Origin of the sequence: Burkholderia sp. RF4-BP95 (genome assembly GCF_001521985.1) — a bacterium.
In the GTDB taxonomy this organism is placed as follows: Bacteria; Pseudomonadota; Gammaproteobacteria; order Burkholderiales; family Burkholderiaceae; genus Burkholderia; species Burkholderia diffusa.
Map to the genome: position 1 here is coordinate 1 of NZ_LOSX01000010.1, position 18,105 is coordinate 18,105.

Below are 18,105 nucleotides of genomic sequence, written 5' to 3' on the forward strand. Positions count from 1 at the left end.
AACGGGCAAGGCGGCATTCTCGTCGTCAAGCGTCCGTGGCCGGCGATGATCCGCACGATCTGGGGCGACCCGGAGCGTTTCAAGAAGAGTTACTACCCGGAAGAACTCGGCGGCACGCTCTACCTCGCCGGCGACGGCACGGTGCGTGACAAGGACACCGGCTACTTCACGATCATGGGCCGCATCGACGACGTGCTGAACGTGTCGGGTCACCGGCTCGGCACGATGGAGATCGAGTCGGCGCTGGTTTCGCACGAGCTGGTTGCGGAAGCGGCGGTGGTCGGTCGCCCGGACGACACGACGGGCGAGGCGGTGGTCGCGTTCGTGGTGCTGAAACGTTCGCGTCCGGAGGGCGAGGAGGCGGCGGCGCTCGCGAAGACGCTGCGCGACTGGGTCGGCAAGCAGATCGGGCCGATCGCGAAGCCGAAGGACATCCGCTTCGGCGACAACCTGCCGAAGACGCGCTCGGGCAAGATCATGCGGCGCCTGTTGCGCTCGCTCGCCAAGGGCGAAGCGATCACGCAGGACACGTCCACGCTCGAGAACCCGGCGATCCTCGAGCAGCTCGCCGAAGTGCGCTGACCGCGCCTGTTGCGCACGTTGCGCGCACGAGCCCCTGCGCGGCAATCCCGATTGCCCGCGCAGGGGCTTTTTGCTAAATAACGGCATGACCGTTCCGTCCCGTCCGGCGCCTGCCGCGCCGCCGCCCGTTCCCGAGCCGCTCGCGCGTGCCCATGCGCGCTATTGGCGTTTCAACGTCGTGCTGATCGTGGTGCTGATGGCGATCGGCTTCACGGTGTCGTTCGTCGTGCCGTTCTTCGCGCCCGCGCTCGCGGGCATCCGCTTCGCCGGTTTCAGCCTGCCGTTCTATGTCGGCGCGCAGGGCGCGATTCTCGTGTATCTCGTGCTGATCGTCGTCTACATCGGCCTGATGCAGCGCGCGGACCGCGTGCTGCGGCGCGCGTACGACGAACATGCGGCGCAGGCGGGCAATGCGCACCATGCCCGCTGATCCATGCTGACGCATCGACTGATTCGCGCGTACGCGCTTTACACGCTCGGCTTTCTCGGGTTCGTGCTGCTGCTGTGGCGGATCGAGCGCGCGACCGGTTCCGGCGTGTGGATCGGCTACGTGTTCCTGTTCGTGCCGATTGCCGTGTATGCGGTGATCGGGCTGCTGTCGCGTACGTCGGATCTCGTCGAATACTACGTGGCCGGGCGGCGCGTGCCGTCCGCGTTCAACGGGATGGCGACGGCGGCCGACTGGCTGTCGGCGGCGTCGTTCATCGGTCTCGCCGGCTCGCTCTACGCAACCGGCTACGACGCGCTCGCGTACGTGATGGGGTGGACGGGCGGGTTCTGCCTCGTCGCGTTCCTGCTCGCGCCGTACGTGCGCAAGCTCGCGCGCTACACGATTCCCGATTTCCTCGGCACGCGCTTTTCGAGCACCGCCGTGCGCGCGCTCGCGGCCGGCGCCGCGATCCTGTGCTCGTTCGTCTACCTGGTTGCGCAGATTCAGGGGATCGGGCTGATCGCGACGCGCTTCATCGGCGTCGACTTCGCGATCGGGATCTTCTGCGGGCTCGCGGGCATTCTCGTGTGCTCGTTTCTCGGCGGGATGCGCGCGGTCACGTGGACGCAGGTCGCGCAGTACATCATCCTGATCAGCGCGATCCTGATTCCCGTGTCGCTGATCGCGATGAAGAACGGCCTCGGACCGGTGCCGCAGTTCAATTACGGCAAGCTGATGGAACGCGTGGCGGCGCGCGAGGCGCAACTGCGCGACGCGGCCGAGGAGCAGCAGGTGCGCGATGCGTATCGCCGGCAGGCCGCGGTCGTGCAGGCGCAGCTCGATCGCTTGCCCGCATCGTATGCGGACGCGCGCCGGCAACTCGTCGACCAGCTTGCTGACCTGCGGCGCCATAACGGGCCGCTGCGCGAGATCAATCAGCGCGAGCGCGAGCTGGCCGACTTCCCGCGCGACCCGACGGCGGCGCGCGTGACCTGGACCCAGGCGCGCGACGATCTGCTGGCACGCGCCGAGCCACCCGTGCCGATGCACGAGCCGTTTCCCGCGGCGAACGACGACGACCGCAAGCCGCGCGAGCGGAATTTCCTCGCGCTGCTGCTGTGCCTGTCGCTTGGCACCGCGAGCCTGCCGCATATCCTCACGCGCTACAACACGACGACGTCGGTGGCATCGGCCCGGCGTTCGGTTGGCTGGACGCTGTTCTTCATCGCGCTGTTCTACCTGAGCGTGCCGGTGCTCGCGGTGATGATCAAGTACGAGATTCTCACCAGCCTCGTCGGGCGGCCGATCGCCGAGCTGCCCGCGTGGGTCACGCAGTGGCACCACTTCGAACCGGACCTGATCAGCGTCGTCGAGGTGATTCGCGACGGCATCGTGCACTGGTCGGAAATCCAGATGCAGCCGGACATGGTCGTGCTGGCCGCGCCGGAGATCGCGGGGCTGCCGTATGTCGTGTCGGGGCTGATCGCGGCCGGAGCGCTGGCCGCGGCGCTGTCGACCGCGGACGGGTTGCTGCTGACGATCGCGAATGCGTTGTCGCACGACGTCTATTACTGCATGGTCGCGCCGGATGCGTCGAGCCAGCGGCGCGTGACGATCTCGAAGGTCTTGCTGCTTGGCGTCGCGCTGTTCGCGTCGTATGTCGCGTCGCTCAATACGGGGAAGATTCTGTTTCTGGTCGGGGCGGCGTTTTCGCTCGCGGCGTCGAGCTTCTTTCCGGTGCTGGTGCTCGGGGTGTTCTGGAAGCGCACGACGACGCGCGGGGCGATCGCCGGGATGGTGACGGGGTTGGCGGTGTGCGTGTACTACATCGTGTCGACGTATCCGTACTTCACGCAGCTGACGGGGTTCGCCGGGCGGACGTGGTTCGGCATCGAGCCGATCAGTTCAGGCGTGTTCGGCGTGCCGGCGGGGTTCGCGGTGGCGATCGCGGTGAGTTTGCTCGATCGACAGCCGGATGAATATACGAGGGCGCTGGTGGATTACATTCGGCATCCGTGAGTGGCGGTGAGTGCGGTGGTGGCACCTACGTCGGTGCGACATTCCCCGCGAGTGGGGCGTCCGGTACGTCGTCTATTTTGGGTCGTAACCCAGGGCGGCGGCGTTTATCAAGGGAGTGGCGGGACGCCGTGGAAGTTTGCTATACTCTCGCTCTTCCCGGAGAGATGGATGAGTGGTTTAAGTCGCACGCCTGGAAAGCGTGTATAGGTTAATCGCCTATCGGGGGTTCGAATCCCCCTCTCTCCGCCAGAATTCAAATGCCCGCGCAAGCGGGCATTTTTGTTTCCGTGGCGGGTTTGTTACCGCACGGAATGCTTAGGCGGTCAGCGCCGAATCGATGATGGCATCTGCCGGCGGCGTGACGAGCAAGGCGGCTTGCGACAGCGGGTCGGCCAGCGTTACGACGAAGGCCGGTTGTGACGCCTTCAGGCAGTGCTGGGCGGCCACGGCGACCGCCGCTAGCGTGAGAACTGCCCCGCTGTGCCCGTTGGCCAGCCCGAGATGCAGATCATGTCCGCTCCTGTCTGCGGCGGGCCATGTCGCGCTAATTGCGCTGGCGATTTCATTGCGCTGGCGAGCGCTTTGGCTGACGTCGCTGACCAGCGCACAGTTTTTCATTTTTACATTCGCATCGTCAGCGAGTCTCCGCGCGTCGTCGAGGAGCCGCTCGATAGGCCGGTCGTTGTGTTTCGTGGCGAACGCGATGCGATGTATGCCCGGTGCGGGAGCCGATTCCCCATTTCCCGGCGGAGCGACCAGCAGTGCACACGCGCCTTCGCCAGGGACGATTCCATCGACGTGGTCGCGGCCATACAGATTGCCCAGACGATCGAGGACATTCACGGCGCTTTCACTCAACCATGAATCGCAAGTCAGTACGATGTGCCGGTTCGGAAGCAGGTTGTGGTTGAGCGACCGGTTCAACTCATCGAGCACGGCCAGCGCCTCTGCCGGGTGCGTGACGATGTGCGTCCGTGCGGCGGCCACCGTTGAATGCCAGCTTGCGCGGGCGGCACGGCCGTCGAGCCACGAGACGAGTATCGGCGCGACCTCTCGCCAGCGCGCGGGCAACAGCACGTGCAGTTCGACGGGCGGCACGGTATCCGCGGCGCTTCGCATTGCGCCGCCGGCCGTGGCGTGGCGAGACAACAAATCGTCGAGCGCGCTGCCGGCCAACATCAGCGCGCGCCAGTGTTCGTCGTCCAGTTTTCCGGCAGATCCTGGGGGAAGCAGACTTTCGTCAAATTCGTCGAGCGAAATCGTGCTGTCCTCCCGCGCAAAGATGCGGCTTCCATCGGCTCGCTTCAATCGATCATGGAGATCGACCAGTGTGCCTCGGCGTGCGGCTGTCGCGACGTCGTCGATCGTGTGTCCGGCCGGGACGCGCAGGCTGCTGTCGAGCACGAAAAGGGTGGTGGCCGATTCGCCATCGTCGGCGGGGGGCGAGTTTGCCGCCGCGGCTGGCGGCTCGGACGCGCTCGACACAGGTGCACGCATGGTGCCGGTACGCAGGCCGACAAATGCGGTGATCACGAGCAACGGCAGGGCGATGCCGACCAGTACAAGATCGCGCGTACTGGGCGTCCTTCCGGCAAGCCACCAGTAAAGCAGTGCGATGGCCCATACCGACAGGAATAGAACAACGACGCCGAATGCATAGCGCACGGTAGGGCGCTGACTCATGCTTGAACCCCGTGTTTTGAACCCTTCCCTCCGCCGCGGGTTCGCGATCCATTCGCACGCTGGCCGCGGGGCCTGCTAAGCAACTGAACGATCGCGCCGGGCGACGTTGCCGGGAGCATATGACCCGGGTCGTCCGCAACCCACCATCCTGGGATCCAATCGTTCTGCGAATGGCAGACCATTTAAAATTAATTGCCGGGATTGAGGCGGGTGTGATTTATTTGGTAAAAATTACTGAACAAAAGATAACTGTACCGGATTTGGCTACATGATCCTTGTATTGTTGTAACATCGCAAGCAAACAAATCACGTTCCGGGAAAGTGGTGAGGGCCGCATGGACGTATTGACGTCAATCACGACATTATTCAGCGCCAATCGCCTTTATTCTCTTGAAGGTCCAGGCGCGATCGCGTCGCTTCAAGTCGAGCGCTGGACCGGGCGGGAGCGGTTGTCCGCGAATTTCGTCTGGGATGTCTACGCGTTGGCAAGCGATCCCGCGCTCGACCTGGAAACGATGCTCGGGCAACGTGCCGCGGTACATACGGCGTTGACCGACGGCAGTATCGCGACCCGCAGCGGCCTCGTCGCGGAGGCTGAATGCATCGGTTTCGACGCGGGTTTGGCCCGCTACCGCCTGCAGTTGGTACCTTGGCTTGCCGCGCTCGAGCATGGGCGTGACCAGCGTACATTCGTCAATCAATCGGTAGCCGATATTCTGGACCGGATATTCCGGGAATATGGCGATATCGCGCGCTGGCGATATACCGCCGACGCAAACCAGCGAATTCAGGCGGTGGGGACTCGCGATTACGTCGTTCAATATCGCACGCACAGCAATCTCGATTTTGTCCTGCACGTTCTGGCCGAGGCCGGGTTGGGTTTTTGCTTCGTCGAGGACGATGACGCGCCCGCCGGCCACACGATGATGGTTTTCGACGACAGCGCGCAATTGCCGGAAGACGATACGTCGACGCGTCGCGGTGGCGTGCCGCAGCGCATGAGCGGCGCGACGGTTGAACCGGATGATGCCATTCTCGGCATGGGGCAATCGTTCACGCTGATGGCCGATCGCGTGACGCTGCTCAGCAGCGATTACCGCGGAAATCAATCAGTCACGAGTTCGGCGAGTCTAGGTAACGCCGATGGCGCACGGGAACTGTATGACGACGTCGGCCCCGAGGCGTTTGACGGCTTTCGCCAGGCCGACGATGCCGCGCGGCGGCAGGCGGATGCAATTTTTTCGCAGGCGCGATTCTGGACAGGCTACAGCACCGTTCGCACCGCGCGATGCGGTCGGAACGTACGCGTGGCCGGCGCGGCATGGCGTCAGCATTTGCGCGATGAAGGCGCGGTACAGGATACGTTCCTGCTGACCGACGTCGCGCATGTCGGTGTCAACAATCTGCCCGAAACCGTGCTCGAGGCGCTCGAGCACCGGCTGGGGCCGCTGCGGTTACCTGACGTCGATGCGCGTACGCTGAAGCAGGCAGAAGCCGGGGGGTATGCGAATCGCTTCGAAGCCGTTCCGCGTGAACAGGTATGGCGCCCTACGCTTGACGACGGGACCGGCCAGCGGTGGAATCCGGCACCGACAGCCATCGGGGCGCAGACCGCAATCGTCGTCGGTGCGCGGGGGGAAGCCGAGCCCGGTGCGAACGTTCCGGTCCATACGGACGGGCAGGGACGTATCCGGTTGCGGTTTCACTGGCAGGCCGAAGGCGACAAGGGTACGTACCCGACGCGCGCGATGCAGCGTCTTGCCAGTGACGGACATGGCTTGCAGCAGACTCCCCGCATCGGACAGGAAGTGCTCGTGCAGTTTCATCATGGGCTGATTCATCGCCCGATCGTCCTCGGCGGCCTGTTCAACGGGCAGGGAGAAGGCGGCGATAAGCCCACGCCGGGCGGTGCCGTTGCGCAGCCGGCCGACGCTTCCGTTTATGCGCAGGCGACCGATCTCGCGGCCAGCGGGCAAGGTAACGTGGCCGGCGGCAATAGTCCAATGTGGCATGGCGTGGGTGGCGGGGCGGACCGCCATGCGCATGCCGGCGCGCTGTCGGGCTTCAAGAGCCAGGGTTTCGACGGCCAGGGTGCAAACCAGCTCGTCACGGACGACAGCGATGGCATGGGCCGCTTGCAGATGAGCACCACGCATGCGGCAACGCAACTCAATCTTGGCCATTTGCGTTATCAGGCGGACAACTATCTCGGCAGCTTCCGTGGACAAGGCTTTGAAGTGCGCACGGATGCGTATGGCGCGTTGCGCGCGACGCGAGGCGCATTGCTGACGAGCTATGCACTGCGCTCCGGTCAGCCGGCGGGGGAGGCGTCGGCGTTGCGGGCGCTTTTTTCGCAGCAGGCCGTGCTGGCGGAATCCCTCGACCGTGCGGCCGGGGAGCACGGCACCGTGCCACTCGCCGTGCAACGCGGTACGCGGCAGTCTGCCCGGTCGCGGCTCGACGCCGGGACCGCGCCGCTCAAGTCGCTGGAGCGAAGCCTGAAAACGACCGTCGGTCAGGACGGTTTTTCGCAGGCGCTCGGCGATGCGAAGGAACGGGCAGTCGGCAAACCGCTTCCGCATACGGGTGATGCCCTGGTGGGCGTCGCTGCGCAGGGCGGGCAGGGCATGCTGGCCGGACAGGGACTGCAATGGGTCGCGGGCGAAACGCTGACGCTCGGCAGCGGTGCCGACACGAACTTCGCGGTCAATCAGACGCTGCGGATTCACAGCGGACAGGGCGTCGGCTGGCTGGCCGGTGCGCGTGCCGCGAACGGCGCCGGCCTTACCGTGGTTTCAGGTCAAGACAACCTCGATCTGCAGGCGCAGCACGATGCGCTGGCGGTACGGGCGAAAGACGCCCTGAAGGTGGTGTCGGCCAACGCGAATGTCGAACTGACGGGCAAGACGACCGTGAATCTGGCAGTCAGCGGCGGCGCGCACATTACGATCGAAGGTGGCAACGTCACGTTCGGGTGTCCCGGCAAGCTGGTCATTCACGCCGCACAGCATCAGTTCGCCGGAGCGACCGATTTTCCCCGGGAGCAAGGGAAGTGGGGCGATCTCGGGCAGTACAACGAGTACTATCATCTGCACGACGCCGCGACGGGCGAACCGTTGAAGAACCTGCCGTACCGCATGGTGGGAGACGGCGGCGAAAAACTGGAGGGCATCAGTCGCGCGGCGGATGGACGGACGGCCACGTTTTCCACGCACTCGTCGTCGAAGCCGGTACGAGTCGAATACACGGGTAACGAGGACATCGACCATGGCTGGTGATCCCGTCGTCACGAAACCCGGCCCCAAGGTGCTGACGCAGACCAACAGCACGCAGAAGGAAATGCAGGACGGCCGTCCCACGCCGGTGGAGTTGGTGAAGCTGGTGAAATACGACATCAACGTTCGCTCGTTTCATCCCAACAAAAAGTTCGAGCCACTGGGTTTCCGGTTTCACGGCGACAATCGCGGCTTTTCCCTGGAAGAGAGTTTTCATGCGATTTATCCTGCTCGCCGGGCCGGGCGCGTGACTTCTCGGGTATGGCAGGTCTTCAGCCTGGATTTCGCGCAGGGTTCGCTCGCCGCCTTCAAGCAGCGACTGACGGACTCGGTGTTCACGGCGTCGAACACGTCGTCCGGTCCGACCGTGTTTTCGGATGGTCCGGAGCCTTACGTCGACCCGCTTTATCGGCCGGAAGGAAAAGCAACGGCGAATGCGTTTTCCCAGGAGCACGCCGGGGAGCAGGTCGCCGACATGAATTTCGTGTACGACGGGAAGAATTTCGCGTTCAGGGGTTCCCGTTTCTCGCTGCGCGAAGCAGGGCGCACGGTCGTTCCGTCGCTTGACGTGCACGGCCACCTCAATATCAAGATCGAGCGGGTGCGCAAATGGATGGATATCGTCATCCTGATCGATGGCGACGGATTTCCGAACTGCGAAGCCTTCATCGAGGACCCTGCGGGGAACAAGCTGTTTCTCGGTACCCATGTCCGGATCGGCACGCCGGCCACTCATCTGTTCGGCGACAATCGCCGGATCATGTTTGCTAACGTGATGCGGGTGGAATTGACGACCGAAGGCAATTTCGGCTCGCGGATGTGGCTTTTCGCCCAGGTACTCGGCGGCACACCCGATCGTCGGGACGACTACCCGGCGGAGCCGGACATCAAGGCGCCTGCAGGATCGCCGACCGTGCGGATGAGTGATGGCACCCAGTATCCGATGGGCGACATGCCGCCGCCGATCATCCTGCCCGGGATGGACCAGGTTGCATGGGCCGCGGATCCGATCACGAAGATCGGCGACGGCGTGAGCGGCGGCTTCGAGGTGCCGATGCATATTTCCGCCTATGAAGACGTCGGTCAGGTATGGCAGCGACTGCGAGACAGCGTGAAGAGCCCGCCCGTCACGCGTCATCTGACGGTGTCCGCGTGGAACGACTATCACCTGCATCGCGATCCGAACGAGGGCCGGTCGAAAGACGGCGAGGATCTGGATCCATCGTTATGGAAGAGGAAATAGTGTCGTCGAACAAGCCCGGACGCTTTTCGCGTGCCCGCTACGTATTGCTGGCCTTGTGTATCGCGGTTGCCGTTGCCGCCGCGTGGCCTGGTTTTGGAAGAGGTTCCCGTATGCCGCTCATTTTTCTGATTCCGTCCGATTACGTCGGTCCCGTCGTCGCATTGTTCGACCAGAAGGACGGTATCGACCTGGTTCATGCCAGTGATGGTTATGAAGTCAGCGTGCCCGCGAACGGCATTGTCAAGGTGAAGGGGCATCCGACTTTCGAGCGGGGCGGCGGCTATCCGTACAGCAGCATCGTGTTCCTGCTGGTGGACCGGGACGGGCGCCGGCACCCGTTGCGGGAGGCGATCAATCCGTGGCAGGAGTACGACAAGGACGACAACGCGCACTGGCTGGTGGGGATACGTGATGCACAGGGCAATCTGCGCAAGATCCCGCTTTCGAACGCGGGCGGGTTCGTATTCGACGATTTTTCGGAAGCTGAGAAGAGCGAGAAGATGGTTTTGTGGCACGACACGTGCCAGGACCGTGTGTTCAGCCCCGACTACCCGGCTTATCAGGCCGGCGAAAAGACGGCACGGGAACTGAACATTCCACCGTGTGGGGAGTTCGTCGTCGGCTCGGTCAATCATGTCCGTACGTGGCCGGAGTGGATGTTTTTACGCGGGAAGGGGAAGCAGGAGAAGCTGGGCATCCGGAATCCCGCGTATCGGTCCGTTCAGCAGTTGGTGGACGAGGCCAACGAACGCAACGCGAAGAAAAAGGCACTTGGCATCGAGTAGATCGGCGCCGGTCAATGCATTGACGCTCGGTCGGCAACCACGGCGAGCGAACGATTCGAACAAGCGGAATCCGCATGAGGGCAGGGGATTGAAATGGACGTCGTTGCGGCATTGAAGGGCTATTCACAAGCCACTCGCCACATCCAGATCGATACGGTCATGGCCGGAGCGTTCGCGGTCGAACGCTTCCACGGCCGCGAGGCAGTGAACGAATCGTTTCGCTTCGAAATCGATGTGCTATCGAGCGAACCGTTTCTCGATCTCGGTCCGCTGATCGGCAGTGCCGCGCGCCTGCGCCTCGCGACGGGGGCGGGCGAACGCAGTTGGAACGGCTACGTCACCCACGCGGCCTATGCCGATACAGACGGCGAGATCACGCGTTACCGGCTGACCTTGGAGTCGTGGCTCGCATTGCTGCATCTGCGTCGCAATTGCCTGTATTTCACTGATCTCGACCCGATGGGCATTTGCGATCGCGTGTTCGGCGACTATCCTGAAGCGCACTGGCGATACGACGTCAGCGATGCGCAGCGTACCTACGCGCTGCGTGGACAGTATCGCGAGACGGACTTTGCGTTCGTCCTGCGGCTGCTGTCGGAAGCCGGCCTTTCGTTTCACATCGAGCATGCTCAGGAAGCCAGTGGATCGAAGCCGTCCGGCAATCATACGGTCGTGATCGCGGACCACCGCGCCGAACGGAAGAACGGCACGTCGATCGGCTATCAAATTCAGGACGTCGGCGATCCCGACGGCGTCATCACGCAATTCACGGAACGCCACCAGTGGGTGCCCGACAAGGTCGTCGCGACGAGCTGGAAGGCAAGCGAAGTGCAGGCGCTGGCGGGTCACGCCGCGGCTGCAGCGGATGCGGATGCCCCGGTTCTTCCGGTGCGCGAAGTGTTCGACGGCCAGCGGGCCGGCCGTTTCGATACGTCGGCGCAAGCGCAGCGCTATGCCGAACAGCGGCTCGACGCGCTGCGCCTGCCCAAGACGATTCACTACGGCGCAGGTACGGCGCGCATGCTGGAAGTCGGCAAGACCCACACGCTGACCGGCTATCTGAACCGCTCGCACACGTTCGTGCCGCTGTCGATCGAACATGAGGCGGTCAACAACCTCGGGGCCGAGATCGGCGAACTGCTGAAGCGCGGGGAACTGACGGCCGGGCACTATCGCAATCGCTTCGTCGCCGTGCCTGATGGCGTGCCGATCATTCCGCCGCTCGTCGAGCGTCCGCTCGTGCACGGCGTGCAGACCGCGATCGTGGTGGGTGAGCCGAGCGCAAGCGTCAGTAGCACACGCGATCATCAGGTGCGTATCCAGTTTCCCTGGATGCGCGGTACGACACCGCTGCCAGGCGGGCTGACCGATACCGCGAGCCGGTCGAATCCGGCCGGGCATGCGCCCGGGGATCACCGGTCTGGGGTGCTGGCGCGAATTGCCGAGCAGGCGGCCGGTCCGAATTTCGGGCATGTCTTTACGCCGCGTGTTGGCGCGGAAGTCGTCGTGGGTTTCGATTCGGGCAACATCGACCAGCCCGTCGTGCTCGGACAGGTCTACGGCGGGCGCGTGAAGCCGCCTTTTGCGGCCGGCGATGGCAGTGGTGCCAATCATCCCGGCACGCTGACCGGTCTTCAGACTCAGACGCTGGACGGACAGCCGGGCAGCCGCTGGGTGATGGACGATGCGAGCGGCCAGTTGCGCCACGAACTCGGTAATTCGGTGGCCGATAGCCGCCTCGCGCAGGGCTATCTGATCGACCAGCAGGCATCGACACGTGGTGCGTATCGGGGAGAAGGCTTCGAGCTGTCCACGCAAGGCTGGGCGGTCGCGCGTGCCGGCGAAGGGATGCTGGTGTCCAGTACGGCCCGATCCAACGCCAGCTCCACGCAAATGGATCTGGCGGAAGGCGTCGGCCAGCTTGCGCGGGCCGTCGAGACGGCAAAGGGGCTCGACGCCGCAGCGACCGAGGCAAAGGCGGAAGGCCTCGGTGGCAACCCGGCGCAGGCGGATTTCCTCAAGGCGATCGATCCGGCCCAGGACGGCAAATACACGGGGGCAGTAAATGGTCAGGCCGCGACCAAGCCCGTGGGCAAGCAGCGCAGCGGCGGCGATCCGGTCGAGCGGTTCGCCACCGCCGCCGTCGTATTCGATTCGCCGGCGAATCTCGTCCTGTCCACGCCGAATAGTGCGGTGGCCTATGCGGCGGAACACGTACACCTGACCGCGCAAGGCGATGCGCACGTCGCCGCCGATGCAACGGTGGCGGGCATTTCCGGCGACGCTGCGAGTTTCTACGCGGCGACGGGGGGCGTGAAGATCATTGCGAACCACGGCCCGGTGACAATGGAGGCACATACGTCCACGATGGAGATAGTGGCCGACCAGTCGGTCCAGGTTTCATCGGCCGAGGACCGCGTCGACGTACTGGCGAAGGACACCATCGTGCTGCAGCAAGGCCCGAACAGGATCACGCTCAGCGGCGCGGATATCACGGTCGAAACACCGGGGCAGTTTCAGGTGAAGTCCGGATCGCACGTATTCGTCGGCCCGCAAAGTGCGCCGCCGAACCTTTCGCCATTGCCGGATTCCCGCGAACGTGCGTTCGACGAAGGTTTCATCCTGAAGGATCGCGACAGTGGCAAGCCGGCCGCGTTTCGGCCGTACCGGATCACGTTGGCGAACGGCGATGTTCAGCATGGCGTGACGGATGAACTGGGACACACGCATGTGGTGAAGACCCTGGCTTCCGAAATTCTCAAGATCGACGTCGAGGGCTGACAGCGTGGCGGACGACTTCAAGACGGCGGGGCGTTCACCGACGACGCCCGTCGATAACAAAAAACGCAAGGAATTGCTGGTCGAAAGCGATCTGCTCGAGATCCAGATCAACAACACGCCGGGCGTCGACGACGACTACGTACAGGTGAAGTGCGACTCGCCGGGCTGTCGCCATCGTGTGCGGTGCCGGATCCGCACGCGCAAGGCTGGCTCGGGGAACGTGCAGGTCGTGCTGACGAATCCGGACGGGCGCCTACGTTTCGCGGACGAGACTGACAAGACGAAATCACTCGAGGTGCCCGGCGACGGCTCCTGGGCTGACTTCGAGATTTCCGGCGAACAGGGCAGCAAGGCACTGAACGACGCAGTCATCGAGGCGCACGAGGCGACTGAAGACGGAAAGGTGCTGGCGAAGAAGAAGCTGACGGTGTTCTGGTTTGACGAGGCGAAGATCGACCTGACGGTCGGCGGGCCCTATGGGCTTGACGGGAAGACGATAACGGTGCCCGACGGATATGCGATCAAGCACTCGGCCCAGGCCCGGATTCGACCGGAGGGCGTGAATTGTGCTGCACCGCAAATTTCGGTTCTCAAGATCGGGGTCATGCAGAACGATCGTACGGTCGGACCCGGCGTCGAGACGATATGGGGCTCGCCGGAGATTTCGTGGGATCCGTGGATTGCGCCTGGCACTACCGTAATTGCGTCTGCCCAGTCGCGTGTTTCCAACATGTTGCCGGTCGTCGCCAACGACACTTCGCCGGCCAGCGCACCGCTGTATGACCAGCCGAAGGACCCGACGGCAAACCCCGACTCACTCAAACCGCCAATCGGTTGCAAAGGCGGTGCGCCAACGACGAGCTCCGACGCTCCTGCAGTCGATCTTAACGAGATCCTTGATATTGCTGCAAAAACGGCTTCCGGCGCGGTCGTCGGGAGGATCACATATTCGCAATGGCGCAGGACGCTGATCCACGGAAAATTCCTCTGTTGGGTCGTTGTCTTCAATACGTCGACGAATGAGTTTTGCACGCTCCGACAGAGGGCCTGGACCGTGGAAATCGATACCGACAAGGGCGCCGGACAGCGAGCGACGGCGGAGGCAAGCGACTCGCCGGTCAGCATCCTGCCGGTGTTGTGGCCGATCGCCAACGAGATTGTCGGTGCGCCCGCCAATCGACACGTGGAACCCTTCGGCACCGAGACGGTGACGTTTCGGAAATAGCATGGCAGCGGTCTGGCACGGCGTCATATACGTGCCGGCACGTCGTACGGATTGACACGATATCGAGGTAAGGAAGATGGTGGTCAATGATCGGTTGTGGTTGTCTCCGGGGTCGGAAATGACTGATGTTTCATCCAGATCTGCCTGGAGGGCGCAATGATGCCAGTTGATGCAAACCCCTTCGACTTCAAGGCGGACTTCGCGCTGATCGCGCAGGCGCGTACGGTGCACGATACGGCGACGCTGAATCTGTCCGATTACTACACGGTGAACCAGGCGCCAAGCTGGGCCGTGGCGGAGTTGAGTCCGAAGAAAGGCAGCGGCGGTCTCGTATCGCCTGGCGTGATGGTTCAGGTCGGCGACAAAACCTTCGTACAGCCCGAAGAGGCGGGGGCGGTGGTTCAGATGAAAGGCGTGTGGCGGGCCGTTGCCAAGGCGGACGCGTCGGTGCCCGCCGGGCGCGACTACGCGTGGATTCAGCCGCAACGCGTACGCATGCGCAGTCTGTCGCCGGACGATTTTTACTCGCCATTCATTTCCGGCGGCACGGTCGTTTTCCAATGGGACGCGTCGGCGCCGGATGACGCGCGATTCGTCGCCACGCGGATGATCTTTCCCGCATGGCAGCAGGACGTTGCGGATGCAATCAAGTCGGCGCCGCAACTCGAAATGGAACTCGCGAAGATCGGCGGCGGCCGGGCGGCGCTCGATACGGTCGACCGGCTGCTGGCGTCCGGCAACGATGTGTCGTCGATTCTGGCATATCGGGCGCTGCTGCGCGTGTCCGACCCGGACTTCGTCGCCAAGCACGCTGAAACGGCGCTGAAGACGACCGATGTCAATAAGCTGTCGATCATTGCATATCTGACCCTGGCGGCGTCGCAAGAGAAGGACCGTGTGCGGCTCCTCGAAGTATTGAAGTCGACGATCGACGAGACGACGGACGCGAACCGGCTGTTGGCCGTTGCCTACGGTGCGTTCGCCGTGTCGGTGTTCGATCGTCGTGATCGCGAGGCGGTGAGCGGGGCGCGGAATACCGTACGCCTGCTGCGGCAGCGTACGTCGGCACTGCACGTCGCGATGCAAGACAAGGCGCCGTGGTCGCAGATTTTCATGAAGATGGGACTGGATGACCAGTAACGGACACTTGGACTACGGCGTCGCGGCCTGCCGTGTGGCTGCGGCTTACGGACTGCGCGTCGACAACGCTTTTGACGCGACGGCCAACCTCAAGGTGTAGAAACGATGGCAACGAGCAAGGACATCCTGCAGGCGCTGCTTGGCGGCTGGACACAGCGTGAACGGTTCCTGCAACTGACGACGCCGCTCGGCAAGGATGCGCTGGCGGCCGAGTGTCTGGACGGTTGGGAGGCAATCGACGGCGGCGGTTTCCGCTTCCAGATCACGGCACTCACCGACAACCCTGCATTGCCGATCGCCCGGCTGGTCGGCGGCCCGGTGCTCGTCGAATGGCCGACCACGGACGGTGGCGGCCAGCGGCGCCCGTTCCATGCACACGTCGCCGCGGCCGAACTGGTGGGCTACAACGCCGGCCTGGCGCGCATTCGTCTCGTGCTCGAGCCCTGGCTCGCGATGCTGCGGCAGCGCGTCGACAGCTACAACTTCAACGATGCCAGCGTCATCGACATCAGCGAGCAGATTTTCGGCTATTACACGCGCGGCGCGGTCGTGCCGGCGTGGCGATGGGCGTTGGCCGATAGCGAGCGCTACCTGCGGCGCAGCTTGACCGTGCAGGCCGGCGAGTCCGATTTCGAGTTCCTGTCGCGGCTATGGGCCGAAGAAGGGCTTTACTACTGGTTCGAACACGCCGGCGATGCGCAGGCAAAGACGCTCGGCGGCCATACGCTCGTACTGGCGGACTCCAACGAATGCTTCCTGCCACGCGAACCGGAGCATGTGCCGTTTCATCAGACGGGCGAGAGCGACCCAGCCGGCGGCATTCGCCATTTTGCGCCGGCACGGCGCTGGCGTATCGGCCGCGTTTCGCGTGCAAGCTGGGATTACCGGCGTCTGTCGGCACGTCCTGTGGCGGCATATGCGAGCGGAGCCGTGGTGCCTGGTGAGGATCGCGATGTTGCCGGCCCCTACGCGTACCAGACTGCCGCAGTTGGCGAGCAGCGCAGTCAGCAGCACCTCGACGCGCAGCGAGTCGATGCGGCGACGGGCACGGGTACGGGGACACGGCGGGATTTGCGGCCGGGACTCCGGTTCACGGTCGGAGACCATCCGACCGTGAACGCTTCCGACGCGTTCATATGTCTGCGCGTGCAGCATCATGCTCGGGCCAATGTGGCCGCCGACATCCGCAGCGCGATCGAACAGCATCTGGGCTCCGTTCCCGCGATGTCCGACACGGGGAATGGCGGCCTTGGCCTCGATTTGGCGTGGGACGGGGATGGATCTGAAGAGGATTTGGCGGTGGAGGATGACGGGGTGTACCGAAACCGCTTTTTGGCCATTCCGGCCGATCGGACCTACCGGCCACTACTGGGACATGGTCATGGCAGCAGCTTGCATGCGGTCGCGATCGCACACGGCGCACAAAGTGCGATCGTGGTCGGCAGCGGCGACCCGGTTCATACGGAGCGGGACCACCGCATCCGCATCCAGCACCACGCGCAGCGTGGTGAGAATGCCGCGAGTCGCGAGCCGCATCCGCACGCAGCGAATGCGCCGGCGAATCGGAACGCCGGCACGTGGACCCGTATGTTGACGCCGGTGGCCGGAGCGAACTGGGGCGGCGTGACGATTCCGCGCGTTGGCCAGGAAGTATGGACGGAGCTTCTGGAAGGGCAGCCCGATCGCCCCGTTGCAGTTGCCGCGCTCTATAACGGACAGGGCAAAGTCGACGCGCAGCACAACGCATTGGTCGGCGGCCCGAGCCGAAGCACGAGCAATGCCGCGGCATGGTTCGCAGGCAACGATCATCCTGCGGTACTGACGGGTTTCAAGACGCAGGACCTCGGACAGAGCCAGACTGGCACTGGCGGCTATCGACAGTTCCTGCTCGATGACTCGGCGGGCCAGTCGCGTGCGCAGTTGTACACGACCGACCGGAACAGCGGGCTGACGCTCGGCCACATCAAGCACCAGCAGGACAACCGGCGTCTCGCCGATCGCGGTTATGGAATCGAGCTTGCTACCGACGCCTCGGGTGCGCTGCGTGGCGGCGCGGGTCTGCTGATCACGACGGCGACCGGCACGAATCAGATGGATGCACGCGCGCCGGGCGTGGACCTTGCCGAAGGAATGCAGCGCGTGCGGGATCTCGCCGAAGCGGCACAAAGCCAGGGGGCCGGCGTCGGTGCGTCGGGACGGGAGCCGGACCGGTTGGAGGCTGTCGCCGGGCTGAAGCAGAGCCGCGACGCGCTCGAGGCGACCCGCAGCGGCGGCGCGGCGACCGATGGCATCGGAGGCGGCGGCGGGAGTGCCGTCGCGTGGAGTCACCCGCACCTCGTCGTGCACGGTGCCGACGGTATCGCGGCCGTTTCCGCGCGCAGCCATATCTGGGTGTCCGGCAAGGAGACGGTGCTGAGTGCGGGTCAGGACGTGCAGGTGACGGCCGAAGGCAAGACCAGCGTGATCGCGAATCATGGCATGTCGATTTATACCCAGGGCCATGCGGCGAGCGGTCGGTCGGTCGAGAACTCGGGCATTGCGCTGCATGCGGCGTCGGGCTCGGCGAGTCTGCGGGCGCAGAACGGCGGGACGTTGGCCGCCGCCGCACAGCGCGCGGTCACGCTTGCCAGCGTCGACGCCGACGCGATGGTGCAGGCGAAACAACGCCTGCTGCTGACGGCAGCCGATGCGTTTCTCAAGATGGAGGGCGGCAATATCGTGGTCGGCGGACCAGGGAAAGCCGAATTCAAGGCGAGCAGCCATGTCATGACCGGTCCGCAGAGCGCGTCGGGAGATGCGCCGCTGGCCGGAAGCCGCGCGAAGGATTGTCCGCAGACGATGGGCGATATGATCGCGTCGAGCGCGGCCTGTGCGGATTTGTGATGCGGATCGATAGCGAATACCACGCGGTGCACGAACCAGCCGGATCGGAGCAAGCGCAA

9 protein-coding genes, 1 tRNA gene and 2 pseudogenes are annotated in these 18,105 nt (G+C 64.1%); 11 read left to right on the top strand and 1 reads right to left on the bottom strand.

Features of this window, described 5'->3' with window-relative positions; genetic code table 11:
- The 4 genes and pseudogenes from WS46_RS02430 to WS46_RS02445 all read left to right on the top strand — a co-directional run.
- Positions 1-582, top strand: a pseudogene (locus WS46_RS02430) (AMP-binding protein); the annotation flags it as partial.
- An 85-nt stretch (positions 583-667) separates the two neighbouring features.
- Positions 668-1,012 carry a DUF4212 domain-containing protein gene (locus WS46_RS02435; RefSeq protein WP_059535728.1) on the top strand — a complete coding sequence of 115 codons (345 nt, stop codon included), beginning with the start codon at positions 668-670 and terminating at the stop codon, positions 1,010-1,012.
- Positions 1,013-1,015: 3 nt separating this feature from the next.
- Positions 1,016-3,031 carry a sodium:solute symporter family protein gene (locus tag WS46_RS02440; RefSeq protein WP_059689162.1) on the top strand — a complete coding sequence of 672 codons (2,016 nt, stop codon included), beginning with the start codon at positions 1,016-1,018 and terminating at the stop codon, positions 3,029-3,031.
- Between the two features lie 158 nt (positions 3,032-3,189).
- A tRNA-Ser gene (locus WS46_RS02445) sits at positions 3,190-3,280 on the top strand.
- Between the two features lie 66 nt (positions 3,281-3,346).
- Here WS46_RS02445 and WS46_RS02450 read toward each other — a convergent pair.
- Positions 3,347-4,714: a hypothetical protein gene (locus WS46_RS02450; protein WP_059689163.1), complete on the bottom strand. Its 1,368-nt coding sequence runs from the start codon at positions 4,712-4,714 to the stop codon at positions 3,347-3,349.
- A 335-nt stretch (positions 4,715-5,049) separates the two neighbouring features.
- Between WS46_RS02450 and WS46_RS02455 the strand changes: the two genes are divergently transcribed.
- The 7 genes and pseudogenes from WS46_RS02455 to WS46_RS02485 all read left to right on the top strand — a co-directional run bounded on the left by WS46_RS02455 (position 5,050) and on the right by WS46_RS02485 (position 18,046).
- Positions 5,050-7,992 carry a type VI secretion system Vgr family protein gene (locus WS46_RS02455; protein ID WP_059689164.1) on the top strand — a complete coding sequence of 981 codons (2,943 nt, stop codon included), beginning with the start codon at positions 5,050-5,052 and terminating at the stop codon, positions 7,990-7,992.
- Positions 7,982-9,232, top strand: a complete 1,251-nt coding sequence (locus tag WS46_RS02460; protein ID WP_059689165.1) for a hypothetical protein — start codon at positions 7,982-7,984, stop codon at positions 9,230-9,232. The genes WS46_RS02455 and WS46_RS02460 overlap by 11 nt, the downstream gene beginning before the upstream one ends.
- Entirely contained in the window at positions 9,217-10,017 is an 801-nt protein-coding gene (locus WS46_RS02465) for a hypothetical protein (RefSeq protein WP_257129909.1), read from the top strand. The genes WS46_RS02460 and WS46_RS02465 overlap by 16 nt, the downstream gene beginning before the upstream one ends.
- A 93-nt stretch (positions 10,018-10,110) precedes the next feature.
- Positions 10,111-12,759, top strand: a pseudogene (locus WS46_RS02470) (type VI secretion system Vgr family protein); the annotation flags it as partial.
- 43 nt (positions 12,760-12,802) lie between these two features.
- Positions 12,803-14,023, top strand: coding sequence for a hypothetical protein (locus tag WS46_RS02475; protein WP_059689168.1), 1,221 nt, complete (start codon positions 12,803-12,805; stop codon positions 14,021-14,023).
- Between the two features lie 156 nt (positions 14,024-14,179).
- Positions 14,180-15,163, top strand: a complete 984-nt coding sequence (locus tag WS46_RS02480) for a hypothetical protein (protein ID WP_059689169.1) — start codon at positions 14,180-14,182, stop codon at positions 15,161-15,163.
- Positions 15,164-15,268: 105 nt separating this feature from the next.
- Positions 15,269-18,046, top strand: a complete 2,778-nt coding sequence (locus WS46_RS02485) for a type VI secretion system Vgr family protein (RefSeq protein WP_059689170.1) — start codon at positions 15,269-15,271, stop codon at positions 18,044-18,046.
- Positions 18,047-18,105 lie beyond the last annotated feature (59 nt).